We start from the raw sequence: 17,501 nt of genomic DNA, 5'->3' as shown, positions 1-17,501 counted from the left end.
TTAATATGTCCCGTTCGTCAGTAACCCGCTTCAGCTCCTTCTGGAGTCGGCGGATCTCAGCCTGAGCATCTGACTGTTCTTTGTTGGTGGAAGAGTCCGGTCCGTACTTCTTTATCCAGGCATAAAGACTGTGGGTAGTGATATCGAGACGTGTTGCAACACTGGAAACAGAATGACCACGATCAACAACCTGTTTTACCGCTTCAATTTTAAACTCTTCGGGATAACGTTTACCGCTCATGAGCACCTCTCTTTTAAGTCATCTTAAATGACTCCGGGGTGTCTGTTAAACCTGTGGCGATTCACCATCAGGAAGTGGATGACAGTGGGTTAACATGACATTAGCCACAATTGCTGTAAATAATTCATTCCTTTGTATATTTATATTTATATTTATATTTATATTTATATTTATATGCTTTCTTAATTTTCTTAGTGCAGCTGGCAATGTTTCAATGTCAAGAAATACTGTAGATGTTTCATCTCTACCTGGTACGGTGCTAATGTTTGTAGTGCGGGAAGCGGTTTCCTTGCAAAGAATGTTTGTGCCAATTGATGTTAGCAATAAATTGAAGTCATCATCATTTTCAAGAGCCTGCCTGAAGCCTCTTCTTCCTGATAAAATAGCAAGCCGCTCAGGTTGGATATTGATTTTCTTTGTGTTTACCAGATCATGATCCACGTGACCGCTTAACTTGTGTTCAAAATCTTTTATGCGGTCACCTGTAATTAATTTGTCTGAAAATCTCTTTAATTCCTCATAATTGATATCTGTTAGTAAAAGATATGTCAGTGCTTTATTTGCTTTTTTAATAGTATGCGAGATATATCGGATAACTCATTTAACTCTGGGTAAGGTAATGAGTTAAGTATGGTTTCCTTTCCATTTAACCAATAATTCAATGTTATTTTCTCCAGGATTTAACATGCTTAAATAAGATAATCCTGGCTTACATAATTATCATTTTTATGAATTTTTAATTAAGGATATGTGATTTTATTTTTAGTAATTCCCTTTTGAAACTATACCGGCATGGAGTGATTAATTGATTGTGCATTCTAATGATAGTAAATAGAAGCTGATATCATATCTCAGAGTCATTGAGTGATGCCGGATTTTTAATTTAAGCATTCGAGTTTCACCTTTCTGCTGAAAATCTTAATGGCGTCAGTACATTGCTAAACCAGCTTTTATCCAAAAATTTATCACGACAGAACTAGCTAAACTCCTTTAAAAATCTATATATATCTTATAGTTAACAAGAGAAAATCACAAAGCTACGCCATATTTACAGGCTCAGCACCCAAAAATTCGATGAGAACTGCATATATCATCGGGACAGAGAGAGGACTTTGTTAAGCTTACTTATTAAAATGTCTCTTTGAGAAAGTAGCTTTACTCGAGTCCCACGTGCAGGGGATAATATGGTCAGATTTCACCAGCTTCGCAGGCCATATGCCTGATCAGCTCAGAGGTAAAAATGCCCGACTCTGTTGATGACAGCTTTCCTTCAGCCAGCCTCCCCCTTGTGCCAGCAGAAGCCCAGGATGCATTTGCCCTGGCGGCTATCAACAGCAGTTCGTCGCTCAATCCGGCGCAGGCCTACCTGATCGGCCTGTCTTCTGCCGCCAGCCGGCAGACGATGAAATCCTTTCTCAATATCGTGGCGGCAATGCTCGGCTTTACCTCTTTGCAAAATTGCGCATGGGGCAGCCTGCGCCGACACCATATACGCGGTCTACTGGAAATGCTGCAGGTCAGCGGCAGAGCACCTGCTACCATCAACACCTATTTATCTGCCCTGAAAGGGACCGCCCGTGAGGCGTGGATGATGAAGCAGATGGATACGGAGAGTTATCAGCAGATTTTGACGGTACGCGCGGTGCGGGGAAGCCGCCTGACCCGAGGTCGTGCACTGGCGCCGGAAGAAATACATGCCTTGTTCCGCAGCTGTGAACAAGATACGGGCTGCAAAGGACCGCGCGATGCCGCCATGCTGGCGGTCATGCTCGGTTGCGGACTGCGCCGTTCTGAAGTGGTTGATCTGGACTACGCCAGCATCCTGCATAAAGAGCAGGCTTTAATCGTGCGAGGTAAGGGAAATAAAGAACGCCTGACATTTATGCCTGAAAATGTTTGGCAACGCATTTATACTTGGACGGACACGATCCGGGGCGAGCAGGAAGGGCCACTCTTCACCCGCATACGCAGCGGTGACGATGTCACTTTTCAGCGTATGACACCGCAGGCGGTTTATCATATCCTCGGCCAGCGACGGGCTGACAGCGGTATTGATGAGTGCGCACCGCATGATTTACGTCGTACCTTTGCCTCAATGATGCTTGATAACGGGGAAGACCTGATAACTGTTCGGGATGCAATGGGACATGCCAGCGTTACAACTACACAGAAGTATGACCGACGCGGAAATGAACGTTTGCGTAAGGCTGCAGACAAACTAAAGTTTTAAGGCCTAAGTAATGAAGGTCTCAATGTACTAGGCATACGTACCATAACCAGCGTTATAACCTTATTTCCTTGAAGCGAATATACTCCCGTAACAACATATCCAGCGGGAAGCGTAGGAGATAATCTTTGTGTTAGTCGAAACGTAAAACTATTATGTTGCGGATTCAGCTCACATAATATAGCAGCTTCAAAGCCAAAAATATGCTGTGCTTGTGGGAAAAGCGCCTTAAACAAACTTTCTTTAGCAGAAAAAACAATAAGCAGAGCGATCTCAATGGGAAGAGAACTTCGCGACAGAAGTGCCCGTTCATGATGGTTTGTAAAGCTAGTCGCTATTTCTCGTATAATTTCTGTACAGGAGGTTTCAATATCTACCCCTAGAGAAATGCGATACTGCAGCGGTGAGATTACCGCAATAGCCCAGTGGCTCGTATGTGAGATGCTTCCATTCCACCCAGATGGCCAGACAGGTAAACGATCTGGACCAATATTAACGGTGCCATTACAGCCGCTCAGGCTTAGTAATTGATGAGCAGCATATCGCCCGGCAAGATAGTCAGCTCGCCGTTTCGCTACCGCTGAGGTCAGTGCATTCGGCAAAGGTACTGCCAGCTTCGCAAACAGCGTATCAAGGTAAGCCTGATGATCAAACTCAACTAGGCAGACTTTAACGGCCTTATTTCCAGCGACAAAGCCAGTCTGCTGCCGACGAATAAAAGCACAAACCGGGTTATTCATCTCAAAAGTAAACATAATTCTAGTATTTCAGTCCTGTTAGAGGTAATCGTAAAAATTACTTATTAGTGTCTTAGCAATTATCGAAAATTTACTAGCATAAATTTTTTTGAATGTAAATACGCAGCGGAAACAGATGGCTAATAGAAGTAAATAGTTTAAGTCATTAGAAGATGACAGGAAAACATAAGCCACCAAAAATGATGACTTATAGATTTATTAGGATAGATTGATCAATGTCGCCGCCGTAATACCAAATACAATCAAGACAAAGTGGGTAATCATTAAGTCATTCTGTTTAATATAATAGGCGAACCAAAGGCCAACAAAACTTAAAGCGAAACTCATAAAGAGAAACAAAGCCATTCCGTAGTTGGCCCAAATCAAAAAGTCTTCGTTGCCGGTTACTGTCCATCCACTATATGCAACGCTGTAAAGCGATACAAACAGTAGTGTTGCTGTAATAAAGTTAAATAATATCAGAATAATAGCGCAAGCTTTATGCCAGAAAGAACCACTTACCCGACGATTTATTAGAGACGTTTGTACTACAGGTGACGTTTCAATCAGCTCCATATTCATAATCTTGCCAACCATTTTTTGCGCTCCGGTAAAATCTTGTATTAACCCGACTCCCTCAAGAAAACTCCAGAACGCTAGTCCAGCTACTACAACAAACTTTATTAGATTAATACCGCTTAGTTCTAGCATATGTTTATGCTCCGTTCATATTTTACTGTCAGTGATTTTTAAGCGACATTTCCATACTTAAAAAGTGATGCTCCCCACTTAAGCCCAGTGGAAATGGTACTCATTACTATCTCATCGCCAAGAGAAATTTTTCCTCGCTGATATAATAAATGAAGAGAAAGTAGTGGATCGGCACAGCCTACATGCCCTAATTCTGGAAGCAGAGAAAGGTTGCTCCTCTCAACAGCTAAGCCAGTTTGCTGGCATAAAACTTTTATACTTTGACTACCTTCGAGAGTATGTAGTAAAAAAGGAGAAGTAGCTGGATTACCACTTTTTAATAACACACGTTGGATAATATTAACGCTATTATCCACACGCAATTGAAGGAAGGTCATTAAGTCCTCTGCGGAAAAGTTGTAATTATCCATAATTCGCTCGCGCCCCAGTTTATCGTGGCGACTGTCACGGCCTTCCGGTAGCCACGGTGAATATCCCCCACCATATTCAATACGCATCATATCAACATAGCGGCAATCTGATATATCCTCGGCAGCTATATAAAGGAAACCGGGTTGATCTTTATTCTCATGAGCCTTCCCAACTACCGCAGCAACCGCACCATCGCTCAATACCGCATTCATGAGGCCAAACCTATCTTGGTGCGGATCACTAATGCGTTGAGCTAACACCACTAAACCATTTTTTCCTGCAGGTAACTCTGCTGTCATTATGGCAGCCTGCATCCATACACTTATGGCGCTACCGCATCCCTCCATTAAATTTATTGTTCGAATATGATGGCATTGAAGTTCAGCACCTACCTGGCAGGCTAAGTCGATACCGATAAAGTCAGGAATACCGGAAAAACCCGCAATTATAAACCCAATATCTTCCGAAGAAATATTTGCTTCTTCCAATGCATTACGCGCCGCATAGAAAGCCATTTCTCGCACACTATATGGTGTGGTCCAGAATTGGTCATAACCTGCATAGCGTATTGCTTCCAATTGTAATTTATTAGGGTGAATAATGTCTTCGATATGGCCTGATTGGGTTAAATGGTGGCCAATACTTAATATTTTCATCATGCCTCACTTTTCCAATGGTATTATTGTTACCTTACCGATCTCTTCACCTAAAAGCTGTGCTAAATTTACGCTAACTCCATAATTTAATTCCATATTTCTCAATATCAAAAGTGCCATAACAGAGTTTCCTCCCAACTCGATAAAGTTATCATCTAATCTTACATCTTTTTCTTTCAAAATATTTTTTATTTCATTTAGAAGATTTGTAAGATTAACTTTTTTATAATCCATAGTTTTTCCTTTTTATTTCTTCGCGATCAGTTTTACCCCGCGAATTCATAGGCCATTCATTTTGATTGGTGATGAAATAACGGGCAGGACGTAACCACGGTGACATTTCCGCACAGGCGATACGCAGATCTCGCGTAGTTAAATTTACTCCTGGCATGATATTTACGCAGGCCTTAATTAATGACGGAGCGGTGCCTGCTTCTTCTAACCAGACAACAGCCTCACAAACACCCGGTACAGACTGCAAAAACTCTTCAATTTCTAAAGGATCAACACGAAAACCGTTGATTTTGTAATAACCCTCTTTGCGTCCTATATAGTGCCAGACACCATTCCTGTCACAGCGACAAATATCTCCTGTTATATGTCCATCTAACAGACGCTCGCGTCCTTCATAGCCTGAAAAAACCTGACTTCCTTGCAGTAAAAGATCGCCGCTGCCATCTTCACCTTTTTCTTGTAAAGAGAAATTCATATCATGAAATGGTTTACCAATAGGAATAACATTATAACTGAGATCATCTATGCTTATTGTATAAGAAGAACAAAACACAGTAGCTTCTGAAGGCCCATAAGTATTAATCAGCCGTACCTGCCGTTCAACCAATTTAGGTAATAAAGGACGCAAAGTTTCCGCAGTTAGTTTCTCGCCACAAAAGACAACCGTTTTCAATACCAATTGATCAAACAGGTTAGGTGTCTGGCCTGAAAATAAATAACGGAACTCTGAAGGAGTTGTCGACAGTAAATGCACATGCGATTGTTTCAGAATCTCTAAGGCCAAAGCCGGATCGCGTTTAGCTTGTTCGCTTATTACCACCAGGCAGCCGCTATGTGTTAGTGCTCCAAAAATTTCCCAAATTGAAAAATCAAAGGATAAATCGTGAATCCATGACCAGTTAATTCCTTCGGTGACAGTAATCTCATGGTGGATATTCAGCAAGAACGCGCTTAGCTGTGCTACGCAGATTGGCACCAGTTTGGGATCACCCGTAGTGCCCGAAGTACGAACGCAATAAACCTCATCATTATGCCTCTGAGCATGTACCTCACCCATAGGGATTAACCATAAATGCCATTCTCTGATTTTTATGCTACTTAATTCACTAAGCTCGGCAGAAAAGGAACAAATTGCGGCGCATTTTGTATGAGCAGCAAATTGGTATTTCTGCAGAGATGTCATACTGTTTGGCACGGAAATAAATGATATGCCGGACAGTAAACATGCTACTACCATTAAATACAGCTCGCCAGAGCGAGCGCTGTCTAGTGCTAAACGCTGCCCTGCAACAAGACCTGCATCATTAAATTCGCGGGCGATACGCAGAGCATTGTCATATAGTTGTTGATAAGTAAGACTGCTTTCTCCATCTATTAAAGCTGTAGCATGCGGGCTTACTGTTAACGTATGAGTTAAAGCCACGTTGAGGAAATTCAATTTTGTATTGACTTTCAAATCATTAACTTGTTGCATTATCTTTCTATACTCACTCTTATCATTGATTGACAGTATCGCTATAACTACGACACTGCCTGCAAAAATTTCCCGTCAGAACATACGTGTCAGTGAGGCGGGATCTTCCTTGAGAGCACTGATACCTGCCAGTTCTTCTGGAATCAGCTTTGCAAAACCGCCATGTCGAGCACCGACATTAACATCGCGCCAGATTTTCTCTAACGGACACTCTTTTTCGAGCGCGGAAGAACCGAGTAACCAAAGCAAATCCTGCACGATATCAACACAACCTCGCATAATTTGGGTTGCTCGACTGCGGATTGCTACACGCTCTGCACTTGTCAATGCCAGATGCTGTTGTGCTGCGTTATCGATCACCGTGGCGTTATGATCCGCAGCAAGCAACAACAAATCGAAGGCCGAACAAAGCCGGCCAATTTCATAACGGGCTGCCCCAGAACGACGCATGGCAGTATAAGTGCTGCCAGCTATAGGATTGTCAAAACTCGCTAACGCAAAGTTTAGACCACTTTCGGTTGCCCCTAGAAGCGTAGCTGGAAGACAATTCATCAGCACCCCAGTAAAGTAGCTGGCATAAGAGTTTGTACCTGATGGTGAATGATTCACTCCTGCCAATATTGGTGCGTAAGCTATAGTGAAAGTCTTAGGGATAGTTATGCCATTCGCCTCCACGGTAACGCTTTGCGTCCCCCGCAGGCCTGTCGATTTCCAGTCAGCAACTATTTTTAGCTGTTGAGATGGAACCATCGCAACTCGTACTTCTCCTTGCGGGTCTGTAGCCAAGCAAAAAAAATGAGATGAGCATGGATAACCGGAGGCGTATTTCCATATGCCACTTAATAACCATTCTTCCCCTGTAGCAGCTTGCCGCAACGACCCTGGACGTCCTAACACCATTGCCAGCATCGCGTTTTCACGCATATCAGCGTAGACCTTAGTGGGTAGTGAAAAATTGGAGCACATTGACCAAGCCGAATTCGCTACTCCAACTAGCCAGCCAAGAGAAGCATCGGTTTTACCTAGTTCACGGCAAACTGCTATAACGTCTTTTAGCGTGCCGGTTTTGCTATGGGCACTTTCATCAAGTATTCTCAACACTGGCGAAGTTTTTAGTGCTTTTAACGCTCCTGCCATTAAAGTGTCCTGCTGCTTATCCTTTGACCAGGCGGAGAGCAGTGTGGTGACAGGTTCCTGCCACTGGTTAAAATTAATTGTCTGTTGAGTCAAGGGAAGCTCTCCACAATTTGATTTTCTCTTTCGCCTGAATACAGGCCAGTTCAATGAACTCATCTGATGTAGCCAGCATTGCTGGCATTACAGGGGTATCAAACATCTTCCAAAAAAAAGGCAGACTGGCGCGTGGATCTTTAACGTTAAAACCACAGGCAGCACGTCTTTTTAACGCTTCGCTATCATAAGCTGCGCCAATTACTTGGCGTTGAGCAGAGGTTGTTGCCCATCCTGTACGGTAAGGACCGGGTTGAATAACTCCAACCTGAATAGAGGTATCGTCAAGCTCAAGACGGAGCGTTTGACCCATTGCTTCAATTGCGTGTTTACTCATTTGATAAGCACCAAGCAGGGGCCAGCATGCTACCCCACTCATACTGGATACCAGTAGAATACGAGCCTCTTCTAATTGGCGCATTAACGGTAGCAGAGGCTTTATAACGTTAAGTGTGCCTTCAACATTGGTGGCAAACTGCTGTCGCAACTGGTCAGTTGACAGGTCTTCCAGAGTGCCGAACTGTGCATAACCTGCAGAGGTTACAATCCGATTTGGTATCCCAACTTCTTTTGCTAGTTTAGGCAACAATTGCGCCAAATGTTGTTCATCGCATACATCTGCAACACAGGGAATAAAATGCTCTTGGTATATCTCAGACATTTCGTGAGCTGCTTGGGCGGAACGGGTAATACCAATTACACGGTCACGATGTTCACGTATAACAGAATCCGTCCAGCAACGTCCTAGTCCATTCGAACAACCGCTGATAAGCCAGATATTCATTATCATGTTTCCTTAATTGCAGGTTGAATTATATGGTTAGTTCGTGAAAGCCATGCCCCTGCGCCAAGGAAGCAGGCTATAACTAGAAAGCAAATGAATGCAGCTAATGCGACGGTAGCAGATGCTGACTTAAGAGATGAACTTTCCGAAATTACATCTAAGTTGATTATGTAATCGAACAGCACGGCGATTGCTACACTGCCGAGAGCACTCATTAATTGGCGAACTACATTAAAAAAAGCGGCCGCACGACCAAAGTTAGTAAAGGATGCCCGACTAAAAGCCAGATTTGCCAACGGAGCGAACGACAGTCCGGTACCTATCCCAGCTAATGCCATACCTGTGACAACAATAATAAAACCTATATTACTGGCTGAAAATAACAGTCCAGAACTAGCAATAATAAGGTTAGCAATAGCAAAGCAGAGCATTCCCGCACGAATAATAGTTTCTGGGGCACTTTTATCCGAAAAGTATCCGGCTAAAGGGCCTACAAGAGCATTTGATAAAGCAATGGTAACCATAATGATGCTGATAGAGACTGGCCCTAGGTTCATGCGTAACTCCATTAAAAATGCTAATGGAAGGTAGAAAGCCGTTAGGCCAAACCCGAGCAATCCGGACACAAGGCAGGTGCGTAGAAAAGGGCGATCTTGCCATAGTTCAGTAGGTAATAAATGCTGTGTATTGTTCTTTAGTTCTCCACGGATGAGCAGAACTATCCCTGCGATGCCTGACAGCAAAGAAACCCCGCCTATTACTATTCGTTTACTGTCACCATGCAAAAAGTCTATCCCCAGCATGATAGCGATTAGCGCGGTACCGAATAGGCCACAGCTTAATAATTCTGCCTTTTTAACACCGTTGCCCTCTGTGTTCGGGAGACAAATAAAAGTGATGCCGAGCGCAAGTAACGCTATGGGTATGTTGATCCACATAACCCAGCGCCAGTCGGCCGTCTGTAAAAAAAATTGTGTAATCACTGGTCCTGTAGCTGTCGCTATACCGGCAACCGCCCCCCAGACTCCCAGCGCCGCACCACGTCCCCCTTTTGCGAATATTACGGAGATAAAAGCCATACTTTGTGGGGCCAGTAGCCCGGCACCTATCCCCATTATTGCCCTGCCAATAACTACTTGCAGTAGAGTCTCCCCTGAACCACTGAGTAATGCGCCAATCGCTAGCATAAATAAAGCTAAGCTGAGTATAACTTTTCGATTAAATGCATCGCCAAGCCGACCACCAAACAAGAGAAAGCCAGCATAGGTAATTAAGTAACTATTATTTACCCAAGCTACTCCTGCAGGCGTCACCTGATATTCATCAATCAGTACGGTATAAATCAAAGGTACTGTTGTTGTATCCATCATAACCATAAAAAAACCAAGGCAAAGACCGAAAAAAGCTACTTTTTGCCGGACCATAAACCCTCCTTAATATTTTCTTTCTATCCACGGACTTTCAATGTGACGTGCCAGCAGGGTAGCCGTGTGAATCCTTCATCATCGAGAAATATTTCCAAATTTTTCTTTTTGCAAAAATCGGCTATAGCTGCAGCATTCCCTTTATACTCAACTCGAGAAACAGAAGTTACACTCCATCCAGAAATTTCTGCATTACTACATATTTCTGATAGTTGAATAGCCAGGGGCAATGGCATACCATATTTTTCAGGGGCAAAAGTAATAATATGAAATTTAGTTTCAGCATGTGCAATGCGGAACATTTCTTTTAAATATGTTACACGTTCATTAGTGGGAATCGCATGGTAGAGAGCAGAATCAAGAATAATATCAAATTTTTCTTCTAATTGAGTGGCCAAAGCATTAGCAACTAAAAAATTGATATCCTCTGTAATACTTTTTTTGCAGCGTTCTATCGCTGCTGAGGAGCTATCGATAGCTGTTACACGGAAACCTTTTTGCGCTGCTGCTTGTGCATTTTGTCCCAGCCCACAACCTACATCAAGCAACTTACCTGGCTTTTCATCATCAAAAACTTTGCTGATAGCAGGTTGGGCCTTGCCTATATCCCAAGGGACGACTTTTATTTCGGCACTATCTATCAATGTTTTGCCCTGATAAACGCCTTGAAAGTCTGCTTTATCATATTCACTATTATTAATGTTGCTCATTATGTTTACCGGAATCCATTATATAAAAGGTTAAAGTAAAAGATTAATGATAATTCATTTGCAATTATGTTTAATCTGATTACAAAGTCCTGACACAATATCCTCGAGTTGTCATCAAAAATTCTGAAAGATAACCATCATGAGGAATCCGTGGGTGCATCCAGATTGTAGGTATATGGCCAACATAAAGGTTGCGCACCCCAAGAATATTACTAATAGATTCAATCAGCTGTGGATTACTGGAAGCAACTGTTATAACCAACGCAGGGGCTAACGAATTAAGATCGTCCCCTTCCTTAAAAGAGGCAAAAGTAACCGAGGCAACTGGTAATTCTAATTGCATCAAGGGATCCGTTAATGAAGATGCTATCATCACTAACGGCATCACTAAGTAAGTGTTATCAGAAGAATTTAATACCTGGGGTTCCTTTATCAGCGCTTGTGTATAGTGTTTTATTTGCTCTTTCCACCATTTAAAACGTTGCGGAGATAACCGTGCCAGCCATTCTCCACACTTCTGTTCATCTTGTAGTTCCCGGGAAAGATAGTTACAAAACTCCTGAGCAAAAGCTTGCGCATCACCTTCCACTATAACGCTACTTGCACAGACGCAGGCCGCACCGCCAAGTCCGCAAACAGATTCGAATACTAATTGTAGTGCTTTTTCCAAAGGGTAATCTGCACCAATAACGATTTTGGAACGCCCAGGCCCCTGTACTAACACATCTTTTCGATCGGAAAAACGTGCCATTAAGGCATCTCCGCCATAAAGTAGGCTTAAGTCTGCGGCTTCAGTTAAAGCGTCTATCACTTCATAATCGCAGGGTAATAAAGCCACATAGTCTTGTAAACCAGCCGCTACCATCGCAGCTACAAGACGCTGTGCAGTCCATGGCTCACGTTCAGAAGGACGTATCACAACTCGGTAACCTAGTGCTATGGCCTGCGGCCAGAGAGCATGTACACCGGTGCCATTACCCGGTGTGATGACAGCTAAAACATCGCCCCGTCTGATGCTTTGAGCACTACCACCGCTTAGTTTTGCGCCGTCTTCCTGTAAAGGTACTCCATAGGGAATACCGAGCTGTGCAAATTTCAGAGCAGAAGCAGTAGCCATGGCAATTTTTGAAGTAGCATTGTCCACCACGGGTTGTGGCAAACCTGTTATTAAACACACTTTCGCGCAATATTGTGTAGGCGTCATTCCGCATAGTGAAGCGCTGGCAAAAATTTCCGCAGCGCGCTGCAGTGCTTGATGCCGGGAATCTTGATCGAGACGTGGAGCCTGACGCAAATGCGCTATAAGATAATGCATAAACACAGCTGGAGACTGCTCTAACCTGGCAATCGGCTGCTCATAGATATCGTAAATTTCTCGCTGAGAAGAAAAATGCTTGTAGGACAGCGGTGTAATTGTATTAATCAAAGGCAATTCATTACCGTAGTTATGAGTATGCTCTTGCGCCATTTTAGGCATCAGTAAACTCCTTCAATGACTTGGCGACCTTCGCTAATTTGCTGTGGTGCTATATTGGCCAGACGATCACCTGCCATGCCCAGTACACCCGGTAGCCTGATAGCGGTGTCGCGTTCTATTACTCGTGGATAAAAAGCATATGGAGAAAGATGAGTGACAATCACCGTGCCACGTTCACCATAATCCACGGTCCGCAGCGTGCTATCGTCGACGACATCGTAAGTAATAAACGGAGAAAAGCTGTCATAGATGATTTGTTCGCTGTCTGCTGTAATAAGCAAAGAACGGGAAACACCAAGTGCTGAAGTACTGCCATAACTGGCACTAAACTCGCAGTCAGGAAGGATTTCACTAGCGATAAATTTAATCTCATCCAGATTTAGCTCAGTACCACCTAATGTAATTTGTGCGAGCGACCGTCTCATTTGAGTTACTACCTCAGGTCTCTTTAGCAACTCTCGAAGCACTGGAGGCGTAGTTACTAGAAAACGAATATCTTGATTGACTAGCGTATTGTGAACCTGCTCAACTAAATGTTGGGTATAACGGCGCACAGTGGCAGTATCGCCTTCGTTAATCAAAAGTTTCACCCAACGCGGATCGATATCAATTGAAAAAAAGAATCCACCCAGTCTTTGCGCACGCTCTTTATTAATTGCACCTACAATATGTGGCCCGGTAGGAATAGCGGCAAGCGTATTGCCTGCTGGGCGACCAGGCCGGTTTTGATAGTTAGACATTCGCCATGAAATCAGCGTCTGAATCCACTCATCGTAAGCAATTACATATTTCGGCGTACCTGTTGTGCCACCGCTTTCATAAACGTGTGAAGAAAGATTTTTAGGCAGGCCACGTGGGATTAACTGTGTCACTGGTATCTTACGCAGCAGGGTAGAGATGTCGTTAAACTGCTGCAAATCCTTAAAATTTTTGATTGAAGTGCAAGGATCAAAATTTAAGTGTTCAAGCATCCCCAACCAGAAGTCACTGCCAGTTTCCGGTGAAAAATGCCACTGCATTAATGCTTGAACAAAATCATCGGCACAATTATTTTTTGCCGCATTCATAATTACGTCAATTTTATGGCTGTAATCTTGCATTTTCCCATCCTTGCTCGTTGCGTGTATAAATTAATCTTTTATGAATACGAGAAGCTGAAGCAGACCAAAATTCATAACTGTTAAAAGTGAGCTGCCAGACAACGAACCGTTCGGGGCGTGGCAGTTTTCCGTCATTTTCTAACTGAGCAACCGCCGCCAGCAGTGCATTGATATTGGTTAATGGCTCACTTTGATGAGAAGCAATAGAAACAGGATCGTAGGCTGAATTTCGCTTGTGCCAAATTTTATCAGCAAGATAATCAGGCAGTAGTTCTGCATTTCCCGATAAACTTATTTGTCGCCCTAGTTCGCGCCAGTAGATGTGACATGAGGCTTCTCTATTTGCACAGATATCCTTACTTTTGCGGCTACCAATATGGGTAGCAAACCATAATTTCTCACCATCAAGGTGCACTGGGAAGATAGTGCGCATCGAAATGCTGCCTGAATCATCGCGAGTAGCGAGAGTCCAAGCATCAGGTTCACGCACGTTCTCCTGATGCGCTTGCTCCAGCCAACTGAGTAAGATCTCATAAGGAGTCGCTGGCGGCATATCATATTGGGGAAAAGGGAGGTCCATCATTCCGCTTAACGATTCAAGCCTTTTCATTTTTTACTCCCAAATAATTTATTATTGGTCGTTGTATGTGTTAGTTAATACTGTTCTTAACCAAGCTCGGCAGTCAGAAAAAAGAGTAACCTGTCCAGAAAGCTCAATATGAGTAACTAACTCATTTTCTTGTTTAATTTCTCCATGCATGACACAGCGACGATTTAGCAAGATACCTTGTTCAATCGTTAGGCGTTCATTAGCTTTTAATTGTCCATATTTCATTAGATGCAGAGCAATTGGGCCGACTACAGAGCCTGTCCCTGCATCTTCTTTCACTCCATAAGCAGGTGAAAACATGCGGTTTTCAGCCTTAAAGCCACACCATGTGAAGCAGTTCACCGCCAGATTTTCAAATTCTGCTAGTGCTTGATGATCGGGGCGTAAGGAATGTAATGTTTGGATACTGTCAACTGGAACCAGCACATGCCTAGCTCCCGCGTCATACATTTCAATTGGCTGAACGCTCTGCTTTAGTCCAAGTGCCTTTAGCAAACGTTTTTCTTCATTGAAAGGAATATTTAAAGCGGGCGGAACATTAATTTTTACGGTACTGAGAGTTGAACTATGATGTTCAACTGTTACTTTAACTGCACCAATATCGGTATGAAAAATGAATTGTTCTAGGCCGTGGCGACGTGAAAATGCACTTGCAGCGCCCATTAACGGATGCCCGGCAAAAGGCAGTTCATTAACCGGAGTAAAAATTCGTACACGAGCTTGCCCATCTGTAGTTACTTCACTGATAAAAGTACTTTCAGATAGCTGTAACTGGCGGGCTATCGCTTGCATTACTGGCGCAGAAATGTCTCCTGAATTATGAAAGACACTAACAGGATTACCTTCGAGCGGAGAGTTGGTAAATGCATTTAAAATTGTGTAATCGTGCAGTTGGTTATCCATTATGACGCCATTCCTGAACATTCATTTTGAAGAAGAGGACTTACAAATCTCTCTAGAATAGCTGGTCCGTTAATAGTCAATATTGATTCAAGATGAAATTGCACTGATGAGAACGCAGCAGCGCGCACCGCATGCACAAGTCCGTTTTCTTGATCGCTATATACGGATATGCCTTTTTGATACATTTCAAATTGTTTTTTCCTATCGGCCATAGCGCAAAATGTGTTGTAAAAACCTACAGTTTCCTGCTGTCCATCAAGGTTGATACATTTCTGTATGCCCTGATTTGGTGGTGAAAGACGTATCACTGATAAGCCAAGCTGGAGACAAAGAAGCTGATGGCTCAGACAAACAGCAAAAAAAGGCTGACCGGTTATTCTCAATTTCATGATCGCTTCATGCATCGCACTTACGCGCATATCATCATTATTTAATGGGTTTCCAGGGCCAGGACCTGCAACAATCAAGTCCCAACCATGAAATTCCATTCCACTGTGTACTTTTTCTACTTGGGCACTAGCCCCCAGCGATGAAAAAAGCGTCTGAAACATGGCGGTGAAGGTGTCATTACCGTCAAGAATTAAAATTTTCTTGTTTAAGAAGTGAGGCAGTCGACGGTGACGATGCTCTGGCGTAGTTAGCCAGAACTGTGAAATTTCAGCGTTACGGCTGGCCAGTAATGGATGAATGAGCGGATGATCGCTCAGTTGTATATCTGTTGGTATGGAACGCATTTTACGTTGCCCAGGCAAGGCGCAGTCTTGAGTTAGCGCAGCGTAGAGTGAATGAGCTTTGCTACGGGTTTCTTCTGCTTCATCCAGCGGGATAGAATCGCGAACAATGGTAGCGCCTACACCTATTTCAACCTTACCGTCAGTCGAAATTTCAGCTGTACGAATACAAATTGCCGAATCTAGACTTGGATTATTCGGCGAGCTATCTACTAATGCCACTACGCCGCTGTAATAACGACGTCCTTCTGGCTCATAGCGTGCAATCACCTCACAGGCATTTTGCACTGGACTACCTATAACAGTTGGAGCTGGAAGAGTTTCACGCAAGATGTCCGCAATACTCGCGCGTGTTGTTCCTGTAAGCCAATACTCGGTATGGATTACATGGCTAAGCTGTTTTAAACGCAACTCACTAACTTGCGCACCGTTTTCACATAATCGTGACATTACCTTGAGCTCTTCATCCACTACCATATAAAGCTCATTGGTTTCTTTCTGATTACTTAGAAAATGGCGTAATGCATCAATTGTCTCCCCCTGTTCTGGATAACGAAAAGTTCCACTAATAGGGTTCATACAAACCTTACCATCATGTAGTGAAGCATGTAGTTCTGGCGATACGCCAATAAAGGCCTGTTCACCAGTGTTGATCAAAAAACACCAGTATGCAGATGATTCAGCCTGCAGAAGGCGACGATAAAGGCTTAGAAGCTTATTTGGCTGGTAGTCGACAAGAGTAGTACGGAGTTTGCGATGGAGCACAAAATTAGAGCCAGCTCCCTCACCAATTTCTTGATCAATTAATTGACTAACACGTTTACCAAATTGGGCATCGTCAAGGTTAAAGTGCGTATCTTTAACTACAATCGGAACATCAGGTAACAGATTCAAAGCTTGTGGCAAAGATACCCACTGGCGTGCCAGTACTGGCATACTTAAAATAGGCGTATCATCTTCTACCGCTTTATAACCGCGCTTAGCCACTTGGCAAAATGGCATCAGTACTATTTTTTCTTTACTACCTGAAGCGTGAGCAGTAAGCGCTGCTTCAATAGTTTGCGCCTCTCCCTGTGATAACTGCAATACTTCAAGCTTATCTGATGAAAATGCAGGACGGTAAAGCAAACCAAAAGGATTATCAGGATTGTCTATAATTTGCTTTATTAAATCAGTCACTTGAAAGCACCTCATTTATAGAAACTACCCGAGCACAGTTATCTGCTAGATGATTTAAAGTCTGTTGATGCCCAGCCTGAGTAAAGTCGGCTATCGCGTCAGCAATAACAAAAGGCTTAATGTCCCGCGTAAAGGCTTCAACGGCTGTTGCCGAAATCCCTACCGAAGCGTAAATGCCAGTGATAATGATTGAATCACGCTTAAGTTCTTTCAGCATATCGGCAAGCGGAGAGTGGTAGAAAGCACTGTAACGCCATTTAGTTAAAAGCGTTTCATTAGTTTTTGGTGTCAGTTGAGCAATTATTTGCCGGTCTTCTTCCATAGTACGCATTCCAGGCCCCCATAAATCGTTCAGAAGCCCCCTTTGCTCCGGTGTCATATCACCGGGCTGAGCGCTGTAAAATACAGGAATACTATTGTTTCGTGCCCACCTTAATATTTTTTCTATTGAATTAATGACTGAAGATGAGATTTCATCTGGCAGAGCCTGAACAAAATAGCGCTGCATGTCATGAATCAGTAAAGCACTGCGATTTACTTTTAAATCCCAGGTCAAAGGCTGGTTAAAAGGCATTGCTAAACCGTCTAAACAATAAGACTCACACTGTAATGTTCTGCTCATCGACTCATCCTGTTATCATAAGCTATAAAATCACTAAATC

General features: G+C 43.2%; 18 protein-coding genes. 1 reads left to right on the top strand and 17 read right to left on the bottom strand.

Annotated elements, in window-relative coordinates; genetic code table 11:
* Nucleotides 1-241: transposase (locus ACQE3Z_RS19525; protein ID WP_426975064.1), on the bottom strand; the 241-nt coding region annotated here is incomplete at its 3' end.
* Between the two features lie 45 nt (nt 242-286).
* A complete protein-coding gene (locus tag ACQE3Z_RS19520; RefSeq protein ID WP_426975063.1) occupies nt 287-682 on the bottom strand; it encodes a hypothetical protein in 396 nt (131 codons plus the stop codon).
* A gap of 799 nt (nt 683-1,481) precedes the next feature.
* Between ACQE3Z_RS19520 and ACQE3Z_RS19515 the strand changes: the two genes are divergently transcribed.
* Nucleotides 1,482-2,471 carry a tyrosine-type recombinase/integrase gene (locus ACQE3Z_RS19515; protein ID WP_426975062.1) on the top strand — a complete coding sequence of 330 codons (990 nt, stop codon included), beginning with the start codon at nt 1,482-1,484 and terminating at the stop codon, nt 2,469-2,471.
* Here the strand turns inward: ACQE3Z_RS19515 and ACQE3Z_RS19510 are convergent.
* The 15 genes from ACQE3Z_RS19510 to ACQE3Z_RS19440 all read right to left on the bottom strand — a co-directional run bounded on the left by ACQE3Z_RS19510 (nt 2,468) and on the right by ACQE3Z_RS19440 (nt 17,461).
* Nucleotides 2,468-3,223: a 4'-phosphopantetheinyl transferase family protein gene (locus tag ACQE3Z_RS19510; RefSeq protein ID WP_426975061.1), complete on the bottom strand. Its 756-nt coding sequence runs from the start codon at nt 3,221-3,223 to the stop codon at nt 2,468-2,470. The two genes, ACQE3Z_RS19515 and ACQE3Z_RS19510, sit on opposite strands and share 4 nt — an antisense overlap.
* Before the next feature lie 201 nt (nt 3,224-3,424).
* Complete coding sequence (locus tag ACQE3Z_RS19505; protein WP_426975060.1) at nt 3,425-3,916, bottom strand: DUF2165 family protein; 492 nt, start codon at nt 3,914-3,916, stop codon at nt 3,425-3,427.
* Nucleotides 3,917-3,954: 38 nt separating this feature from the next.
* Nucleotides 3,955-4,986, bottom strand: coding sequence for a 3-oxoacyl-[acyl-carrier-protein] synthase III C-terminal domain-containing protein (locus ACQE3Z_RS19500; protein WP_426975059.1), 1,032 nt, complete (start codon nt 4,984-4,986; stop codon nt 3,955-3,957).
* Nucleotides 4,987-4,989: 3 nt separating this feature from the next.
* Nucleotides 4,990-5,217 (bottom strand): phosphopantetheine-binding protein, encoded by a 228-nt coding sequence (locus tag ACQE3Z_RS19495; RefSeq protein ID WP_426975058.1) that lies wholly within the window; start codon nt 5,215-5,217, stop codon nt 4,990-4,992.
* Nucleotides 5,207-6,691: an AMP-binding protein gene (locus tag ACQE3Z_RS19490; protein WP_426975057.1), complete on the bottom strand. Its 1,485-nt coding sequence runs from the start codon at nt 6,689-6,691 to the stop codon at nt 5,207-5,209. The genes ACQE3Z_RS19495 and ACQE3Z_RS19490 overlap by 11 nt, the downstream gene beginning before the upstream one ends.
* Nucleotides 6,692-6,766: 75 nt before the next feature.
* Complete coding sequence (locus ACQE3Z_RS19485; RefSeq protein ID WP_426975056.1) at nt 6,767-7,921, bottom strand: hypothetical protein; 1,155 nt, start codon at nt 7,919-7,921, stop codon at nt 6,767-6,769.
* Nucleotides 7,902-8,705, bottom strand: coding sequence for an SDR family oxidoreductase (locus ACQE3Z_RS19480; RefSeq protein ID WP_426975055.1), 804 nt, complete (start codon nt 8,703-8,705; stop codon nt 7,902-7,904). The genes ACQE3Z_RS19485 and ACQE3Z_RS19480 overlap by 20 nt, the downstream gene beginning before the upstream one ends.
* Before the next feature lie 2 nt (nt 8,706-8,707).
* Nucleotides 8,708-10,129, bottom strand: coding sequence for an MFS transporter (locus tag ACQE3Z_RS19475; protein WP_426975054.1), 1,422 nt, complete (start codon nt 10,127-10,129; stop codon nt 8,708-8,710).
* 23 nt (nt 10,130-10,152) lie between these two features.
* Entirely contained in the window at nt 10,153-10,839 is a 687-nt protein-coding gene (locus tag ACQE3Z_RS19470) for a class I SAM-dependent methyltransferase (protein WP_426975053.1), read from the bottom strand.
* 79 nt (nt 10,840-10,918) lie between these two features.
* Nucleotides 10,919-12,316 (bottom strand): aldehyde dehydrogenase family protein, encoded by a 1,398-nt coding sequence (locus ACQE3Z_RS19465; RefSeq protein ID WP_426975052.1) that lies wholly within the window; start codon nt 12,314-12,316, stop codon nt 10,919-10,921.
* Nucleotides 12,316-13,416 (bottom strand): phenazine antibiotic biosynthesis protein, encoded by a 1,101-nt coding sequence (locus ACQE3Z_RS19460; protein ID WP_426975051.1) that lies wholly within the window; start codon nt 13,414-13,416, stop codon nt 12,316-12,318. Before ACQE3Z_RS19460 ends, ACQE3Z_RS19465 begins: the two co-directional genes overlap by 1 nt.
* Nucleotides 13,397-14,026, bottom strand: coding sequence for a pyridoxal 5'-phosphate synthase (locus ACQE3Z_RS19455; RefSeq protein WP_426975050.1), 630 nt, complete (start codon nt 14,024-14,026; stop codon nt 13,397-13,399). The genes ACQE3Z_RS19460 and ACQE3Z_RS19455 overlap by 20 nt, the downstream gene beginning before the upstream one ends.
* A 21-nt stretch (nt 14,027-14,047) precedes the next feature.
* Nucleotides 14,048-14,929 carry a PhzF family phenazine biosynthesis protein gene (locus ACQE3Z_RS19450; protein ID WP_426975048.1) on the bottom strand — a complete coding sequence of 294 codons (882 nt, stop codon included), beginning with the start codon at nt 14,927-14,929 and terminating at the stop codon, nt 14,048-14,050.
* Nucleotides 14,929-16,839, bottom strand: coding sequence for an anthranilate synthase family protein (locus ACQE3Z_RS19445; RefSeq protein ID WP_426975047.1), 1,911 nt, complete (start codon nt 16,837-16,839; stop codon nt 14,929-14,931). The genes ACQE3Z_RS19450 and ACQE3Z_RS19445 overlap by 1 nt, the downstream gene beginning before the upstream one ends.
* On the bottom strand, nt 16,832-17,461 hold the full coding sequence (locus tag ACQE3Z_RS19440) for an isochorismatase family protein (RefSeq protein WP_426975046.1): 630 nt from the start codon (nt 17,459-17,461) through the stop codon (nt 16,832-16,834). Before ACQE3Z_RS19440 ends, ACQE3Z_RS19445 begins: the two co-directional genes overlap by 8 nt.
* Nucleotides 17,462-17,501 lie beyond the last annotated feature (40 nt).

This window comes from Pantoea sp. FN0307, assembly GCF_050113815.1.
Lineage (GTDB): Bacteria > Pseudomonadota > Gammaproteobacteria > Enterobacterales > Enterobacteriaceae > Mixta > Mixta alhagi.
This window is presented reverse-complemented; position numbering and strand designations above follow the sequence as displayed.